Raw genomic sequence first — 16572 nt, forward strand, 5'->3', positions numbered from 1 at the left:
CGCAGGCTGATCGCCGCAGGTGGCACGGGTGCCGGGGCTCCGGCGACCTCCTGTGGTGGACGTGTGAGCATCTCGGCCATTCTTAAATCAGTTGCTTGACTGATGAGTTGGCAGCGGCTTGCCTGGACGCTCCGAGACCCCCTCGACCGAGGAGACGGTGAATGGAACGTACGGCGCGGGCCGAGCAGGTCAGCGAGACCAGGGAGCGGATCCTGCACGCCGCGGAGCGGCTGTTCGCCGAGCGCGGCGTCTACGCGGTGTCCAACCGCCGGGTCAGCGAGGCCGCGCAACAGGGCAACAACGCCGCCGTCGGCTATCACTTCGGGACGAAGGCCGACCTGGTGCGGGCGATCACCCGGAAGCACAGCCGGCAGATCGAGGAGGCCCGTGCCCGTCTGCTGGACCGCATCGAGGACCCCACGGACATAGGGGAGTGGGTGGCCTGCCTGGTGCGACCCACCACCGAGCACCTGGCCACGCTGGGCAGCCCCACCTGGTTCGCACGGTTCTGCGCCCAGGTCATGACCGACCCGGCGCTGCGGGACATCATGGCCGAGGAGTCGCTCGCCTGCCCGCCGACGCTGCAGACCCTCGAAGGGCTGAACCGGTGCCTGCCCGACCTGCCGGCCGACGTCCACGTCGAGCGGGCCGACATGTCGCGCAACCTGATCCTCCACACCTGCGCGGAGCGCGAACGTGCCCTCGCCGGGAACACCTCCACGCCCCGCGCGACCTGGCACGACACCGCCACCGGTCTGATCGACGCCGTCGTCGGGCTCTGGATGGCACCGGTCACACCCTGCCGCTGACGGCCCTCCGGACGCCCCACCCGCCACCCCCTCCACCTGCGCTCCGGCGCCCGCGTCCGGGCTGCCGGGGCCGAGAACAGAGGTACGCACCATGACCCCCTCCCGCGTACTCGTGGTCGGCGCGTCCGCCGCCGGGCTGACCACAGCGGAGGCACTGCGCCGCAAGGGCTACCAGGGCGAGCTGACGCTGCTGGGCGCCGAGCGGCACCCGCCGTACGACCGTCCGCCCCTGTCCAAGCACGTGCTGTCCGGCAGCAGAACCCCTGACACCGCTCATCTGCGGACGCCCGGAACGCTGGCGGCCCTGGACGCCGCATTCCTCCTCGGCGACCCGGCGGCCGGCCTCGATCCGGGCAGCCGTACGGTACGCACCGAGTCGGGCCGCGAACTGAGCGCCGACGCCGTCGTCGTCGCCACCGGACTGCGGCCCAGGACCCTGCCCGGGCAGCCGGACGCCGAAGGCGTCCACGTACTGCGGACGCTCGACGACGCTCTCGCCCTGAGGGAAGGGCTTCTGACGGCGCGGCGGCTCGTCGTGGTCGGGGAAGGTGTGCTGGGCTCCGAGATCGCCGCCACCGCACGTTCCATGGGGCTGGACGTCAACCTGGCAGGGCCTCGGCCGGCGCCCATGCTGGACCAGTTCGGTCCCGTGGTGTCGGACCTGCTCGCCGCACTGCACACCGGGCACGGGGTGACCCTGCGGCTGGGCCACGCGGTCACCGGGCTGACCGCCGCCCGGGGACGGGTGACCGGAGTGCGTCTGGACACGGAAGAGGTGCTCCCCGCCGATGTGGTCGTCGTCGCGATAGGGGGCGAGCCCGCCACGGGATGGCTGACGGGCAGTGGGCTGCGCATCGACAACGGCCTCGTCTGCGACTCCCGGTGCCGGGCGGCGGAGGGAATCTACGCCGTCGGGGACGTGGCGGCCTGGCACCACGAACTGTTCGACGTCCCCATGCGGCTGGAGAACCGCACGAACGCCACCGAGCAGGCGCTCGCCGTCGCGGACAACATCCTCGGCGCCGACCGGCCCTACACCCCCGTGCCCTATTTCTGGACCGACCAGTTCGACGCCCGGATCCAGGCCCACGGCCGGCTCGGCCCGGACGCCGGGGTGACCGTCGTGGACGGCCACCCCACGAGCGGACGTTTCGTCGTCCGCTACGAGCGCGACGGCATGGTCACCGGAGTCCTCGGCTGGAACATGCCCAAGCAGGCGCGGCTGCGCCGCCAGGAGATCGGCGGTCCGGTCCCGCCCCTCGAACCGTCCGCGCCATGACAGCGGCCGACGGCACGTCACCCCCACCGCACGACGAAGTGAGGAAGCGATGACCAGCACGACAGGCACGGAACAAGCACACACGGCCACGGCCCCGGAATGGCCCATGTCCCGCGCGACGGGCTGCCCGTTCGACCCGCCGCCCACCCTGAGGGCCGAGCAGGAACAGGGGTCGCTCGGGAAAGTCACCCTGTGGGACGGGACCACGCCCTGGCTGGTGACTCATTACGCCGATCAGCGCGCGATCCTCGCCGACCCGAGGATCAGCGCCGATGTCACCCGGCCCGGCTATCCCAGTTCGGCACCGGTGAAGGGGGCGAGCTTCAGCTTCATCCTGATGGACGACCCCGAACACGCCCGCCAGCGGCGGATGGTGACGGCACCCTTCACGATCAAGCGGGTCGAGGCGATGCGCCCCGCCGTCCAGAAGATCGTGGACGGCCTGATAGACGACATGCTGGCGGGGCCCCCGCAGGCCGACCTCGTCCAGGCATTCGCCCTTCCGGTTCCGTCGCTCGTCATCTGCGAACTGCTCGGAGTGCCGTACGCCGACCACGACTTCTTCCAGGAGAACAGCAAGACCCTCATCAGCCGCAGCGCGGCTCCAGAGGTACGGGCCGAGGCCCACGGCAATCTGATCGGATATCTGGACGAGCTGATGGGCCACAAGATCGCCCGGCCCGCGGACGACCTCCTGTCAGGACTCGGTACCCGGGTCGAGGGGGGCGAACTCTCCCGCCGCGAGGCGGCCGAGATGGGCGTCCTGCTGCTGCTCGCCGGACATGAGACCACCGCGAACATGATCGCTCTGGGTACCCTCGCCCTACTCGAACACCCCGGCCAGCTCGCCCTGCTGCGTGACACCGAGGACCCCAAGGTGGTCGCCGGTGCCGTCGAGGAGCTGCTGCGCTATCTCAACATCACCCACGGGGGCCGCCGTCGCGTGGCTCTGGAGGACATCGAGATGGGCGGCGAGGTCATCCGGGCGGGCGACGGGATCATCGTGCCCAACGACATCGGCAACCGTGACCCGGAGGTCTTCGCCGACCCCGACCGGCTCGATCTCCGGCGCGACGCCCGGCGCCATGTGGCCTTCGGTTTCGGAGTGCACCAGTGCCTCGGTCAGCCGTTGGCGCGCATGGAACTGCAGGTCGTCTACAGCACCCTCTACCGGCGCATCCCCACACTGCGCCTGGACGCCCCACTGGAGGAGCTGTCGTTCAAACACGACGGGGCCGTCTACGGCGTCTACGAACTGCCCGTGGCCTGGTGACCTCTCACCTCCCCACCTGTCTCACCACGGCACCGACGACGAAGGAGTCTTCATGAAAGTGATCCTCGACCAGGACAAGTGCGTGGCGTCCGGACAATGTGTGGTCGCCGCCGCCGACGTGTTCGACCAGGATGACGACGGCATCGCCGTACTGCTCGACCCCGAGCCGTCCTCGGACCGGGCCGACGACGTCCAGCAGGCCGCGGCCGTGTGCCCGGCACTCGCCATCATGATCCAGGACTGACGCGAGGCGGACGACCGGGATCCACGGAGGGACGGGCCCCTCGGCCCGCAGTGGCCCGCAGCAGACCCTTACGGGCTGCTGCGGGCCACTGCTCCGTCGTGGTGCGTCCTCCCTGTGTCGTGGTGCGTCCGGACGGCCGCTCAGCGGGGCTTCCAGCTGAGCTTCCCGCCCCCCACCCACCGGACGGCCGCCGGGTCGTCGAGGTCATGGACCGGAATCCCGGCGGCCGCGGCAGCGATCAGTACGTCCGTCATGGCGGTCGCGCTGCCGACCACCTCGCCGTCGATCTCCACGATGCGGAAGGGCGGGTCCCCGGGCTGAACGGGCAGGACGGTGATCCGTGGGGTCGAGGCGTACGGGCTGTCGGTCATGGCCGGATCGGTTCCACGCGGACGCTCTCGGCATGCCCGGCGCCTTCACCCATGAGCCGTATGCCCGATTTGATCTCATTTTTTAAATTAATCCCGTAATCCATAAAAGGCCATTTCGTGCGACCTGACCCCTTCGCTCGGGAGCAAATCGCCCGAATCGGACTCCGTGACCAGGGTCACCTCATGCGCCCCGGACGCGAGGGCTCGGCAGTCGGTTCCCTTCTGTGCCAACGGGAAGGGTGGGCGCGATGTGGGGTGGATTACATGAATTCCCGTGAATTGATCTTGCCAATGAATTGTGATCACCGCGCCAGGCTTGTTCCTTTCCCTATTTCTCGCCTACGGTCGCCATCACTCCGGACGGAACGCCGAATCCTGCCGCCGCCCGGTGACCCGACCACTTCTTCGTACGGCAGGAGCGGGGGACCCAAGTAAGCGCCGATCCGGTTTCCGGAGCGGCTCGGGGTGAAGTCGCATTCGCGTGCGGCCGGGCATCTCCAGCTCGAACCCGACAGCTCACTTCGCAGGCGACGGAGAGGAATTCAGCATGCCCGAAAATGGTAAGCACCGTCGTTTCAGGACCAGTTCGCTGACCCGCGGCATCATCGCCGTGAGCACGGGTGGAGCCGCCCTGGCCCTCCCCGTGATCGGTGCGACCGGCGCCTTCGCCGCCCCGGCCCAGCCGGTCGCCGTCGAAAAGGCGGCGACGTCGACTGCCGTATCCGGAAAGGGAATTACTGCGCAGAAGTCCGAGACCGCCACCTATTCCGTGGTCGTGGGCGACACCCTTGCCAAGATCGCCCGCGAGCATTCCGTGAGCGGCGGCTGGAAGGCCCTGTACGAGGACAATCAGAAGGTCGTCGGTGGAAACCCCGACCTGATTCACCCCGGTCTTCAGCTGACCCTCGACGCCAAGGCCGAGAACAAGTCGGCGGACAAGGCCGACAAGGCCGAATCCAAGGCCTCCGCCTCGTCCGACCGGGCCGAGGAGAGCGCTGACCGCGCCGACCGCTCGGAGCGTACGAGCACCCCCGCCGCCGAAGCCGTTCCCGCCGCCGAAGCCGTTCCCGCCGCCGAGCCGGCGACGTACACGAACGACCTCGACGGCTGGATCAAGGAGTCGCTGGCCATCATGGCCGAGCAGGGCATCCCCGGCAGCTACGACGGCATCCACCGCAACATCATCCGCGAGTCCGCCGGCGACCCGATGGCCATCAACAACTGGGACTCCAACGCCGCCGCGGGCATCCCGTCCAAGGGCCTGCTGCAGGTCATCGACCCGACGTTCCAGGCCTACCACGTGCCCGGTACGTCGACGGACAGCTACGACCCGGTCGCCAACATCACGGCGGCGTGCAACTACGCCGCGGACAAGTACGGCTCGATCGACAACGTCTTCGGGGCCTACTGAGTCCTCGCCGAGGCGGGACCGCCGGCGCACGGGCGTGTGACGGAGGGACAGGGCTGACGGGTGGTACGGGTTCGGCGGAACCCGTACCACCCGTCAGTCGTTCCCGAAGGGAGGCCGCGTCGTCGAGTCACGGAGGCCGGCGCACCGGCGACAGGCCGGTTCGAACCCGGGTGACTGGTCTCGTACAGGTTCGTCGTCCATACTGCCCGCCGTGGAGCAGCGCATAGATTCGAAGACCAAGCCCGAGTTCGCCGCGGGGACAGACCCGGCGTACATCCCCGGCCTGACGGCCCCTGCCCCCGCGCGGACGGAGGCGGAAGCGGAGAGGGCGGAGCCCGAAGGCGACCGGGATCCCGAGGGCGTGGACGTGCCCGCCGAGGGGGCGGCCGAGGAGGCCGTGGACGATTCCACGGCCGCCGACGACGCGGTCGCGGACGGCGGCGCGGCCCCCGACGACAGCGTGACACCGGATGCCGAGGCCGTGCGCGGGGGCGCCGACGACGGGGACGGCCCCGTCTTCGAGGTCAGCGACCGGCGCGGATCGATCAGGGCGGACGCCGAGGGCGTCCGCTTCCGGCTCGACGACCAGGAGGCGGAGTTCGACTGGTCCGAGATCGGCGCGGTCGAGGTCAGGACCGGCCGCTTCGGGCGCCGGTTCACCGTGACCGTCCACCTGTCGAGCCGTCGGTGGTTCAACGCCGAGGTCGAGGCGGGCGCCCGCAGCGACCTGAAGACGTGGACGGCGGAGCTCGACGAGGCGCTGGACGCCTACTTCGAGGAGGCCTGACCCGCACCACGGTCACGGCCGCGTACCGGGCTGCTCGCCGGCCCGGTACGCGGCACGCCCTGACGGTTTCAGGCCCCCGTTGCCGCGTCGAGCACCACGGAGCGGGTCAGATGGCGCGGCAGGTCGGGATCGAGGCCACGGGCCGCCGCACGGGCGATCGCCAGCCGCTGGACCCGGACCAGGTCGGCCAGCGGGTCCAGGCCGCTCTCCACCCAACGGGCTCCGGTCGCCAGCACCTGCTCCCGTAGTCCCTCCGGAGCGGTGCCGAACATCCAGGTCGCGGTACCGGCCGTGGCGATGCTGATGGGGCCGTGGCGGTATTCCATCGCCGGGTACGACTCGGTCCAGGACAGGGACGCCTCCTTCATCTTGAGCGCCGCCTCGTTGGCGAGCCCGACCGTCCAGCCGCGCCCCAGGAAGCTGAACTGGGAGCAGTCCAGGAGCCCTTCGGGCAGCGGCTCCGCCAGGGCGGTCTCGGCGTCGCGTACGACGTCTTCGGTGTGCATCCCGAGATGGGCGCGGAACAGGGTCAGCGCGGTGGTCGCGAACCTCGTCTGGACCACGGACCGTTCGTCGGCGAAGTCGAGAACGACCACGTCGTCGGCGGCGGCCGTCACGGGGGTGTGCGGGTCGGCGGTCACGGCGACGGTCCGGACGGCCCCCCGCAGCCGGGTCAGCAGACCGAGCACCTCGGTCGTGGTGCCCGAACGCGTCAGCGCGACGACCCGGTCGTACGCCCGCCCGAAGGGGAACTCCGAGGCCGCGTACGCGTCCGACTCGCCCTGTCCGGAGGCCTCACGGAGCGAGGCGTACGCCTGCGCCATGTAGTACGACGTCCCGCAGCCGACGACGGCGATGCGCTCACCGGTGGCGGGCAGCGCGCCCTTCCGGTCGACGGCGACCTCCGCGGCGCGGCGCCAGCACTCCGGCTGGCCGGCTGTCTCGGTCTCGACATGCGACATGTCCGCACTCCGCTTCCGCTGCTGTTCGCCTCTGGTGGGGTGGGGCTGGGTGAAATCGATGCCCACGTGTTCAATTTTGCATGTTAGTCGGGGTAATCGAGCAGGAACAAGCAAACTGGTTCCGCCTCTCCGCTGTGTGCAGCGGCGGTTTTCGGCCAAGCTCGGCGAGTAGTCGGCGCAATCCGGTTCTGTCATCGCCGTGTGGGTATCCGGCGTACGGCGCGAAGCCGGCGGACGATATCCCCGTACATCAGGCAGGAAATCCCCTGTCGGGTGGATCTGCGGCAACCCCGGGCGGTCACCCACGGGTGGTGGGTGGCCCGGGCGAGGGTCTGTTTCACGCCAGAGGGTGTGCGGAGTGGCCGAGTTCGAACGCGCGGTCGGCATAATCGGCCCATGCCGATCAGGGGTGGGGACGTCGTGGACCTCGGCGAGGGGCCGTGCGCCTGGTCGCCGGCGAAGTGGGCCTGTGGCCTGGCCGGCCGAGGGCTCCCCGTGCCGCCGCGCGGCACGCTGCGGAACGGCACCCAGGCCCCGACCACAGGGACGTGGTGACACCGTGGTGGCATGGATCGTGGCCCTGATCGCCGTCGCCGGGGCGCTGTGGTCGGTCGCCCGCATGCAGCAGGCCACGCGGGACGCGTACGCGGCCTCCGCGCGCGTGGAGCTGATCGAGCGTCAGGCCAAGGCGGCCGAGGCCCGCACTCTCGCCCTCACCGAGGAGATCCGCCAGCTCGCCCAGAAGCGGATACCCGCCGCGGCGATCGCTCTCTCCCACCGGACCGCACCCGTTCCCGGGCTGCGGGAGGCCGCGGAGATCGAGGGTGACGCCGCACGTCTGCTGACCGAGGCCGTGCAGGCCGCGCGCACGGCGGTTCTCGAGGAACGCCGGCGCGTGGACGCGGCAGCGCGCGCGGCCATGCGCGGCACCTCGGCCAAGATCCAGTCGCTGCTCAACCAGTCGCAGCACCTGCTGCAGGAACTCCAGCACGAGTACGACGACCCGCGGATCCTGCAGCTCGACTTCCGTAACGAACTGGCGCTGCGCCGCACCCAGGCCACGGCCGTGCTCTGCGATGCCTGGCCGGGACTCGCCCGGCAGAACTCCTCGCTCGTCGAGGTCGTGCTCGGCGCCCAGTCCCGGGTCGCGGGATACGAGCGGATCAAGGTCGCCAACCATCTGCGCCAGGAGCGGCTCGCCCTGGTCGCCCGGGCCGCCGAACCCCTCGCGATCGCGCTCGCCGAGCTGCTGGCCAACGCGACGGCGTACTCGCACCCGGACACCGAGGTGCCGGTGACGGTCCAGCAGACCGCCGGGCGCGGGGCCCTGATCCTGGTCGACGACGCCGGGATCGGCATGGACGACGACGCGCTGAAGCGGGCCCGGGCCCTGCTGGCCGGTCCCTCCGAGGTACTGCTCACCGAGCTGGGGGACCCGCCGCAGACCGGCTTCGCCGTGGTGGGGCGGCTCATCGCGCGGTACGGCTTCAGCTGCCACATCGAGCCGTCGCCGTACGGGGGGATGCGCACGATGCTGCGTATCCCAACCCATCTGCTGACCGTGATGGACGACGACCGGACGCTGTCCGTGCTCGCGCCGAAGCCGGTGCACGCACGGGGGGCCGGGGCCGAAAGCCCCTCGCCCGCACCCGCCGTGACTGCCGCACCCGCCGTGACTGCCGAACCCGCCGTGCCCGCCGCACCTGACGTGCCCCCGGCCCTCGGCGTCCCCGCAGTCCGAGGAGGGACGGGCCCGGTGGAACTGCCCACCCGGCGGCGCAGATCCCCCCGGACGGCCGCCCCGCAGACGTCGACGGATCCGCAGCAGGAGGCGGAGGAGCCCGCGCTCCGTACACCCGAGCAGGCCGGAGCTGCCTGGGCCGCCCTCCAGGAGGGCACCCTCAGCGGCAGGAAGGCGCCCGGGCCCCCGGCACCCTCAGCATCCCCATCGGACGACCAAGGAGACGACGAGACGTGAGCACCACCCCCACCGCCGGTGACCTCGCCTGGGTGCTGACCCCCTTGCTGGAGCTGCCCGGCGTACAGCACGCCGTGGTCGCCACCGGCGACGGGCTCGTCGAAGGCGCGTCGCCCGGCCTGGACCGTGCGTCCGCCGAGCGTGTCGCCGCGATGACCGCGACCCTGCACGCGGCCGCCCGCGCCTTCACCACCGCCTTCACCGAGGCCGAGTCGCCGCGCCTGGCCCAGACGGTCGTGGAGTCCGATCTGGGTTTCGCCGTCGTCGTACCGGCCGGCAAGAACACCACGCTGGCCCTGTTCGCGGCCCCCGACGCCCATCTGGGGAACATCGCCTACCAGATGCAGGTGCAGGTCACCGCGCTGACCAGGGCCATGCACGCCCCCACCCGCCAACCGGACGCTGCCACCCGGCCATGACCCCAGGCCCAGGCCGCCGCCTGATCCCCGCCTACCTGGTCACCGGTGGCCGTTCCACGCCCACGGGTCCCGCGCTCGACCGGCTCGCCGTGCTCATCCGCGCGGACGCGGCCCTGCCGCCGGACAGCGGTTCGGAGCAGCGCAGGCTGTGTGAGCTCCTGGAACCGGGGGCCCTCACCGTCGTCGAATGCGCTGCCCATCTGGACCTCCCGGTCAGCGCCACGGTCTTCCTGGCCACGGACCTCGTGGCCGCAGGACATCTGCACGCTCGACCACCGATCCCCAGCGCCGGTGAGATCGACCGGTCGCTCGTCGAGAGGCTGCTCGTTGGACTCCGTTCCCTCCACTGACCGGGGCGTCATCGGCTATCTGCCGAGTGCCGCCGAGACCCTGATGAAACTCGTCGTCACGGGTCCCTTCGGCGTGGGCAAGACGACCCTGATCCGTACTCTGTCGGAGATCCCGACCCTGCACACGGAAGAGGCGATGACGCAGTCCAGTACGGGACTCGACGACACCGCCGGTCTTCCGGAGAAGACCACGACCACGGTCGCCGTCGACTTCGGGCGGCTGACCGTCCAGGACGACCTGGTGCTCTACATGTTCGGCACCCCGGGCCAGGAGCGCTTCTTCCCGCTCTGGGCGGACATCGCGCGCGGTGCGCTCGGTGCCCTCGTCATGGTCGACACCCGCCGGCTCGAGGACTCCTTCGCCGTCATGGACATGGTGGAGGAACAGGGACTGCCGTACGCCGTCGCCGTGAACCGGTTCCCCGACGCCCCCGCCCACGCCGACGAGGTCCTGCGCAAGCACCTCGATCTCGATCCCCGCACCCCGCTGGTGCAGTGCGACGCCCGCGAACGCCGGGGCAGCATCGACGCCCTGATAGCCCTCGCCGAGCACGCGCTGACCCGTCTGCCCCCGTCCCAGGAAACCTCATGACCCCTCCCGTGCCCGGCACGTCACCCGGCGCCGCCCCCTCGGTGCTCGAGCCGCTCGCGCTGTACGGCGCCGGCTTCGCCGCCGACCCGCACGACCACTACCGGAGGCTGCGGGCCCAGGGGCCGCTGGCCAGGGTGCGCATCGCCCCGGACGTCGACGCGCTGCTGGTCACCGACTACCACGCGGCCGTCGACCTGCTGCGGGACACCGAGACCTTCACCAAGGACCCACGCGCCTGGCAGGCGGGCGTACCGGCCGACTCGCCGGTCCTGCCGGTGCTCGGCCACCGGCCCACCGCGGCCTTCACCGACGGCGCCGTCCACGCCCGCTACCGCGACGCCATCAACGACACCCTCGCCCTGATCGAACCCCACCTGTTGCGGGCGGAGGTCGCCCGGGTCGCGCAGCGGCTCATCGCCGCGTTCTCGGCCACCGGCACGGTTGACCTCATATCCCAGTACGCCCGCAGGCTCCCCCTGCACGTCTTCACCGCCTCCCTCGGCGTGGCGCCGGAGGACGCCGACCGGGTGGTCCGGGGCGTCGGCGGGATGATGAACTCCGAGGGGGACGCGGCGGCCGCGTACGACGACCTCGTCGGCGTCGTCACCGACCTGGTCGCGGCACGGCGGGTCCGGCCCGGCCGCGACCTCACCACCTACCTGCTCGAGCATCCGGCGGGTCTCGACGACGACGAGGCCGTGCGCCAGATCACACTCATCATGAGCGCGGGCCACGACCCCACGACCAATCTGATCGGCAACGCCCTGCTGCGCATGCTGAGCGACACCGGCTACGGAAGATCCCTGCACGGTGGCGCGATGACCGCGCACGAGGCCATCGACGACGTGCTCTGGCGCGATCCTCCCCTGGCCAACATGGGGGCGCACTTCCCACGCCACGACACCGAGTTCCACGGAGTTCCGCTGCGCGCCGGACAGTTGCTGCTGGTCTCCTTCGCCGCCGCCAACACGCAGTCGCCTCCCTCCACTTCGGATCCCGCGGTGCGCTCCGGCGACGGTGCCCATCTGGCGTGGTCGACGGGGCCGCACCGCTGCCCGGCCAAGCAGCCCGCCCTGCTGATGGCGATGACCGCGATCGAACAGCTCACCAGTCAGCTCTGCGACCTGGAACTGGCCGTCGAGCCAGGCGCGCTGGTCTGGCGGCCGGGCCCCTTCCACCGTGCCCCGGCGCATCTCCCGGTGCGTTTCACACCGCTCGACACGCTCCCCTGACCCGGCGGCGCGGGCGCACCGGACGACGTCGATCACGTTCCGATCCGTGTCGGTGGTACGCCGAACGGGTGAGGGGCGAGAGAATTGCCCGATGAACAGCGAGCGCAGCCGGCGCACAGCCAACCGGCATACGGACGGGGTGGTTCTGTGAGCAGGTACGACAGGTACGACAGGTACGACAGGTACGACGCCACCGACGAACAATGGGAAGGGCTCGCCCAGGTCGTACCCCTGAGGGGCCGTAACGAATGGCCCTCCCGGGTCGACCACAGGACGGTCCCGGAGCAGCGGGAGTCGGCAGAGCAGCGGCGCCTGGTCGTTCTGCGGGTCCAGGTGTTCGCGGACGCGCGCGAGGTGGCCGAGTACCTGGTGGCGCAGATCCCGGTCCTGCTGGACCTGACCGGCGCCGAGAACGATGTGGCCAAGCGGATCCTGGACTTCAGCAGCGGCGTGGTCTTCGGGCTCGGCAGCGGGATGCACCGGGTGGACCGCAACGTCTTCCTGCTCGCGCCGGTCGGCATGGAGGTCGAGGGGGTCACAGCGGCGGGCGTACCTCAATCGTAGGAAGGTCGTGCGGGCGGAACGGTTCGCCGCTCACGGGCGTGCGTACGGTCCGTTCATGACTGTGATCTCCTCGGGGCGGCCGTCCTGCGCGGCCCGCCCCGCCCGGCCTTTCGTCGGTGAACTCCGGCTCGACGCCTTCGCCTCCCACCGCCGCGCCGTCATCCCGCTCGGGCCGCTCACGCTGCTCTCCGGAGGCAGCGGCAGCGGGAAGTCGACAGCCCTGCGCGGGTACGAGGCGCTGGCGCGGCTGGCCGCCGGTGACGTTCTGGAGGACGTCTTCCCCGACCCGGCGGCCTGGGTGCCCGAAGGGGCCGGGGCCGACGCGCAGGGGCGGCGCGGATTCAGGCTCGGCTGCACGGTGGAGGGCCCGGCCGGCCCGGTGAGACTGGATCTCGCCGTGCAGGCCGAGCCCTCGCTCCGTATCGTCGGCGAGCGGTTGACGGACTGCGGTGAGACCTTGCTGAGCACCGCGCTGCGGGATCCGCGCCGTGCCTCCGTCCAGGCTGCCTGGCACACGGCCGGGGCGGTGCCGGTGACGCGGGCCCCGCTCCCCGACGACCGGCTCGGCACGGCGCTGCTGCCGTTGCGGGTCGCGGGGACGACCGAGGGACAGTTGAGGGTGCTGGCCGCCGCGGAGCAGGTGGTCGTGGCGCTGCGCTCGGCCTTCGTCTGCGATCCGCAGCCGGGGCGGATGCGTGCGGCGGTGCCGGTCGGGGAAGGGCGGCTGACCTCGTGCTGCGACAACCTCGCGGAGGTCCTGTACCGCACCCTCAGTCAATGCGCGCAGCGGCACGCCCGGTTGGTCGCGGGCGCGGACGCCGGGTGCGCGGGACGGGTGACGGGGCTGACCGTCGAGCGCCTGGAGGACGGGACCGTGCGCGCCCTGGCAGGCCGGGGCCCGGGCCGCAGCACACCCATCGGGCGTCTCGGTGACGGCGAACTCCGCTATCTCGCCTTCGCGCTCGTGCTGCTGACCGGCCCCCATGTCCTGGTGGTGGACCCAGCGGCGGAGGTGCTGTCGGCCATGCAGGCCCTCACCGTGCTGGCCGACGGGCTCGACCGGTGCCTGGACGCGCGGCAGGCCGGAGAGCTGCTGGCGCTGGCGGCGTCGATCTGCGCGGGCGGGCACATGCGCCTGCTGGGGACGGTCGGTGAGACGACCGCGGCGGCGGCCCGCGGGACGGCCGGTGTGACAGTGGTAGACCTGGCACCGTGACGGAACTGGATGTAGCACAACTGCAGCGGCGGCTCGCCGACTTCGCGGCGTCCCGGGCCTGGGAGCCGTACCACACGCCGAAGAACCTCTGCGCGGCACTGAGCGTGGAGGCCTCCGAACTCCAGGAGATCTTCCAGTGGCTGACGCCGGAGCAGTCGGCGCGGGTGATGGAGGACCCCGACACGGCGTTCCGTGTGACGGACGAGGTCGCGGACGTCCTGGCGTATCTGCTGCAGTTCTGCGAGGTCCTGGGCATCGACGCGTTGGCGGCGCTGGCGGCCAAGATCGACCGGAATGAGGCACGCTTCCCGGCGCCGGGGAGCATTGAGTCGCCGGGCCGTCACTCTTCGGAGTGATCAACTTATACACAATCGACTTCCTGTCCACAGATTTCCGATTTCCTCTGGCTTTCGTGTGCCATCACCCTCACTGTGGGTAATGAAGAGGTGAGCGGGTTTTCACATGGATGGTCTCGGCGACGGGGGAATCGCATGGAAGCGGAGCGACTGATCGCGGCGGGACGGAGCGCGCTGGCGGAGAGCCGGGGAGCGCCGGCCGTGATGGCGGAGGCATGGCAGGCCCAGGCACTCGCCCGGGCGGTCGGCGGGCAGTTGGCGAGAGGAGGACCGGCGGAGTTACGGACGGAGGCCTGCGAGCTCAGCGAGACCTCCGCCCTGGGCAGCGCCGTGCTCGACCACCCGATGGTTCCGGCCGGAGGTGTGCGGGCGTCGCAGCTCACCGAAGTGGTGGACGTGCCACGGGCGTTGGCTGCCCTCGCGCTGCTTCTCGGTGAGGCGGGCATCGCGCTGGTGGGCGTCGCGTGCGGCACGGAGGAGGAAGCGCTCTACTGGCAGTGCATCGAGGCGATAGACGCCGTCGACGAATCGGTGGACCGGATCCACGGCATGCTGAGACGCCTCGCCGAGCAGGAGCGGGAACACGAGCGCGAGCACGTGGCGCACCTGGAGCACGACGGTCCGTTCGGAGTGATCCACGGGCCGGCGGGTTTCGTCGCCGGCCAGCCGTGAGCCGGTCACCCGGGGAGTGCCGGGCCGCCCGGCGTGGGGAAGAGGGCAGGGGGTCGGGGCGCGGCGGTTTTCGAAGGTGCAGGATGGAGGCATGGATCTTCGAATCTTCACCGAGCCCCAGCAAGGGGCCAGCTACGACACTCTGCTCACCGTCGCCAAGGCCACCGAGGACCTGGGCTTCGACGCCTTCTACCGGTCGGACCACTATCTGCGCATGGGCTCCGGGGACGGGCTGCCCGGCCCGACCGACGCCTGGATCACCCTGGCCGGCCTGGCCCGCGAGACCAAGCGGATCCGCCTCGGCACGCTGATGACCGCGGGCACGTTCCGTCTGCCCGGGGTGCTGGCCATCCAGGTCGCCCAGGTCGACCAGATGTCCGGTGGCCGGGTCGAGCTGGGCCTGGGGGCCGGGTGGTTCGAGGAGGAGCACAAGGCGTACGGCATCCCGTTCCCCAAGGAGAAGTTCGGCCGGCTGGAGGAGCAGCTGGCGATCGTCACCGGCCTGTGGGAGACCGAGACGGGTAAGACGTTCAGCTACGACGGGACGTACTACCAGCTCACCGACTCGCCGGCGTTGCCGAAGCCCGCCCAGGCGAAGGTGCCGGTCCTGATCGGCGGCCACGGCGCCGTCCGTACCCCGCGGCTGGCCGCGCGGTACGCGGACGAGTTCAACATCCCCTTCGCGTCCATCGAGGACAGCGAGAAGCAGTTCGGCCGGGTCAGGGACGCGGCCGTGACGGCCGGCCGGGCCCCTGACGATCTGGTCTATTCCAACGCTCTGGTGGTCTGCGTCGGGAAGAACGACGCGGAGGTGGCCCGGCGCGCGGGGGTGATCGGGCGGGAGGTCGAGGAGATCAAGGCGAACGGGCTGGCGGGCACACCCGACGAGGTGGTCGAGAAGATCGGCCGCTTCGCAGCCATCGGCTCGTCCCGCATCTACCTCCAGGTGCTGGACCTGGACGACCTGGACCATCTGGAACTGATCTCGTCGCGGGTCCAGTCGCAACTGGGCTGACGGGAACCGCGTGACCCTCGGGACCGCTTGAGCGCGGGACCGACATGATTCGGCCTACTTCGAAGGAGCACCTGTGCACTCCGCCCGGACACCGGACATCCCGCCCCGCCGTACGCTCGGAGACGCGCTCGCCGAGGGCACCGTACTGCTGGACGGAGGGCTCTCCAACCAACTGGAGGCGCAGGGCTGCGATCTGTCCGACGCCCTGTGGTCGGCCCGGCTGCTGAGCGACGCGCCCCAGCAGATCGAGGCCGCCCACACCGCCTACGCGCGGGCGGGCGCGCAGGTGCTCATCACCGCCAGCTATCAGGCGACCTTCGAAGGGTTCGCGCGGCGCGGGATCGGACGGGCCCGGGCGGCGGAGTTGATGGCCGGCAGCGTGGAGGCGGCGCGCCGCGCCGGAGCGGTGGCGGGGCGGGAGCTCTGGGTCGCCGCCTCGGTCGGACCGTACGGGGCGATGCTCGCGGACGGCAGCGAGTACCGCGGCCGGTACGGGCTGACCGTCCGCGAGCTGGCGCGCTTCCACCGGCCCCGGGCGGAGGCGCTGGCCGCGGCGGACCCCGACGTGCTGGCCCTGGAGACGGTGCCGGACATCGACGAGGCCGAGGCACTGCTGCGCGTGGTTCAGGACCTCGGGGTGCCGGTCTGGCTCTCGTACAGCGTGGCGGGAGACCGGACCAGGGCCGGGCAGCCCCTGGCGGAGGCGTTCGGCCTCGTCGCCGGCATCGACCAGGTGGTCGCCGTCGGGGTCAACTGCTGTGATCCCGCCGACGCGGACCGTGCGGTGGAGGTGGCGGCCGCGGCGGCCGGCAAGCCCGTCGTCGTCTATCCGAACAGCGGGGAGGAATGGGACGCCGAGGGCCGGGGCTGGGCCGGGAGAGGCACGTTCGAACCGGGCAGGGTGCGGGACTGGCAGCGGGCGGGCGCCCGGCTGGTCGGTGGCTGCTGCCGGGTCGGCCCGTCCGAGATCGCGGCGCTGGCAGCGCGTCTTGAGGCGACGGAAGCGTGAAAATGCCTGGTAGGAGACCGACCACCGGACCAT

Annotated in this window: 20 protein-coding genes and 1 riboswitch; of the genes, 18 read left to right on the forward strand and 2 right to left on the reverse strand. The window is 71.2% G+C overall.

Translation table 11 applies throughout. The annotated features are described in order from the left end of the window. The first annotated feature begins 161 nt into the window (after positions 1-161). The 4 genes from ACFYQ5_RS11810 to ACFYQ5_RS11825 all read left to right on the forward strand — a co-directional run bounded on the left by ACFYQ5_RS11810 (position 162) and on the right by ACFYQ5_RS11825 (position 3605). A complete protein-coding gene (locus ACFYQ5_RS11810; protein WP_389196547.1) occupies positions 162-809 on the forward strand; it encodes a TetR/AcrR family transcriptional regulator in 648 nt (215 codons plus the stop codon). A gap of 91 nt (positions 810-900) precedes the next feature. Next, positions 901-2088 (forward strand): NAD(P)/FAD-dependent oxidoreductase, encoded by a 1188-nt coding sequence (locus ACFYQ5_RS11815; RefSeq protein WP_389196549.1) that lies wholly within the window; start codon positions 901-903, stop codon positions 2086-2088. Positions 2089-2137: 49 nt separating this feature from the next. Further along, positions 2138-3361 carry a cytochrome P450 gene (locus ACFYQ5_RS11820; protein WP_389196550.1) on the forward strand — a complete coding sequence of 408 codons (1224 nt, stop codon included), beginning with the start codon at positions 2138-2140 and terminating at the stop codon, positions 3359-3361. A gap of 52 nt (positions 3362-3413) precedes the next feature. Further along, the gene (locus ACFYQ5_RS11825) at positions 3414-3605 is read left to right on the forward strand and encodes a ferredoxin (protein WP_389196552.1); all 192 of its coding nucleotides are present in this window, start codon (positions 3414-3416) and stop codon (positions 3603-3605) included. 140 nt (positions 3606-3745) lie between these two features. On the opposite strand, the gene ACFYQ5_RS11830 is transcribed toward ACFYQ5_RS11825, so the two are convergent. Then, positions 3746-3976 carry a hypothetical protein gene (locus ACFYQ5_RS11830; protein WP_389196554.1) on the reverse strand — a complete coding sequence of 77 codons (231 nt, stop codon included), beginning with the start codon at positions 3974-3976 and terminating at the stop codon, positions 3746-3748. A gap of 356 nt (positions 3977-4332) precedes the next feature. Then, a riboswitch (cyclic di-AMP (ydaO/yuaA leader) is annotated at positions 4333-4519 on the forward strand. 4 nt (positions 4520-4523) lie between these two features. On the opposite strand from ACFYQ5_RS11830, the gene ACFYQ5_RS11835 reads away from it, so the two are divergent. Both ACFYQ5_RS11835 and ACFYQ5_RS11840 read left to right on the forward strand, forming a co-directional pair. Continuing rightward, a complete protein-coding gene (locus ACFYQ5_RS11835) occupies positions 4524-5387 on the forward strand; it encodes a transglycosylase SLT domain-containing protein (RefSeq protein WP_389196556.1) in 864 nt (287 codons plus the stop codon). Between the two features lie 211 nt (positions 5388-5598). Beyond that, complete coding sequence (locus ACFYQ5_RS11840) at positions 5599-6174, forward strand: hypothetical protein (RefSeq protein WP_389196558.1); 576 nt, start codon at positions 5599-5601, stop codon at positions 6172-6174. A 68-nt stretch (positions 6175-6242) separates the two neighbouring features. On the opposite strand, the gene ACFYQ5_RS11845 is transcribed toward ACFYQ5_RS11840, so the two are convergent. After that, positions 6243-7136 (reverse strand): SIS domain-containing protein, encoded by an 894-nt coding sequence (locus ACFYQ5_RS11845; RefSeq protein ID WP_389196560.1) that lies wholly within the window; start codon positions 7134-7136, stop codon positions 6243-6245. A 396-nt stretch (positions 7137-7532) separates the two neighbouring features. Between ACFYQ5_RS11845 and ACFYQ5_RS11850 the strand changes: the two genes are divergently transcribed. The 12 genes from ACFYQ5_RS11850 (at position 7533) to mmuM (ending at position 16539) form a co-directional block, all read left to right on the forward strand. Continuing rightward, the gene (locus tag ACFYQ5_RS11850) at positions 7533-7691 is read left to right on the forward strand and encodes a hypothetical protein (protein WP_389196562.1); all 159 of its coding nucleotides are present in this window, start codon (positions 7533-7535) and stop codon (positions 7689-7691) included. A 4-nt stretch (positions 7692-7695) separates the two neighbouring features. Then, a complete protein-coding gene (locus ACFYQ5_RS11855; RefSeq protein WP_389196564.1) occupies positions 7696-9114 on the forward strand; it encodes an ATP-binding protein in 1419 nt (472 codons plus the stop codon). Next, positions 9111-9533 (forward strand): roadblock/LC7 domain-containing protein, encoded by a 423-nt coding sequence (locus tag ACFYQ5_RS11860; RefSeq protein ID WP_389196566.1) that lies wholly within the window; start codon positions 9111-9113, stop codon positions 9531-9533. Before ACFYQ5_RS11855 ends, ACFYQ5_RS11860 begins: the two co-directional genes overlap by 4 nt. Further along, entirely contained in the window at positions 9530-9883 is a 354-nt protein-coding gene (locus ACFYQ5_RS11865; protein ID WP_389196567.1) for a DUF742 domain-containing protein, read from the forward strand. Before ACFYQ5_RS11860 ends, ACFYQ5_RS11865 begins: the two co-directional genes overlap by 4 nt. Beyond that, complete coding sequence (locus ACFYQ5_RS11870; RefSeq protein ID WP_389196569.1) at positions 9861-10475, forward strand: ATP/GTP-binding protein; 615 nt, start codon at positions 9861-9863, stop codon at positions 10473-10475. Before ACFYQ5_RS11865 ends, ACFYQ5_RS11870 begins: the two co-directional genes overlap by 23 nt. Continuing rightward, positions 10472-11707 carry a cytochrome P450 gene (locus tag ACFYQ5_RS11875; RefSeq protein WP_389196571.1) on the forward strand — a complete coding sequence of 412 codons (1236 nt, stop codon included), beginning with the start codon at positions 10472-10474 and terminating at the stop codon, positions 11705-11707. The genes ACFYQ5_RS11870 and ACFYQ5_RS11875 overlap by 4 nt, the downstream gene beginning before the upstream one ends. Before the next feature lie 147 nt (positions 11708-11854). Then, on the forward strand, positions 11855-12271 hold the full coding sequence (locus ACFYQ5_RS11880) for a cell division protein SepF (protein WP_389196572.1): 417 nt from the start codon (positions 11855-11857) through the stop codon (positions 12269-12271). 7 nt (positions 12272-12278) lie between these two features. Beyond that, positions 12279-13487 carry an ATP-binding protein gene (locus ACFYQ5_RS11885; RefSeq protein ID WP_389196574.1) on the forward strand — a complete coding sequence of 403 codons (1209 nt, stop codon included), beginning with the start codon at positions 12279-12281 and terminating at the stop codon, positions 13485-13487. Continuing rightward, positions 13484-13843 carry a nucleotide pyrophosphohydrolase gene (locus ACFYQ5_RS11890; protein ID WP_389196576.1) on the forward strand — a complete coding sequence of 120 codons (360 nt, stop codon included), beginning with the start codon at positions 13484-13486 and terminating at the stop codon, positions 13841-13843. The genes ACFYQ5_RS11885 and ACFYQ5_RS11890 overlap by 4 nt, the downstream gene beginning before the upstream one ends. Before the next feature lie 135 nt (positions 13844-13978). Further along, entirely contained in the window at positions 13979-14515 is a 537-nt protein-coding gene (locus tag ACFYQ5_RS11895) for a DUF6099 family protein (protein WP_389196578.1), read from the forward strand. A gap of 91 nt (positions 14516-14606) precedes the next feature. Then, a complete protein-coding gene (locus ACFYQ5_RS11900; protein ID WP_389196580.1) occupies positions 14607-15530 on the forward strand; it encodes an LLM class F420-dependent oxidoreductase in 924 nt (307 codons plus the stop codon). A gap of 73 nt (positions 15531-15603) precedes the next feature. Next, positions 15604-16539, forward strand: a complete 936-nt coding sequence (gene mmuM / locus ACFYQ5_RS11905) for a homocysteine S-methyltransferase (protein ID WP_389196581.1) — start codon at positions 15604-15606, stop codon at positions 16537-16539. The last annotated feature ends 33 nt before the right edge of the window (positions 16540-16572 follow it).

This window comes from Streptomyces sp. NPDC005794 (assembly GCF_042871445.1).
Classification (GTDB): Bacteria; Actinomycetota; Actinomycetes; order Streptomycetales; family Streptomycetaceae; genus Streptomyces.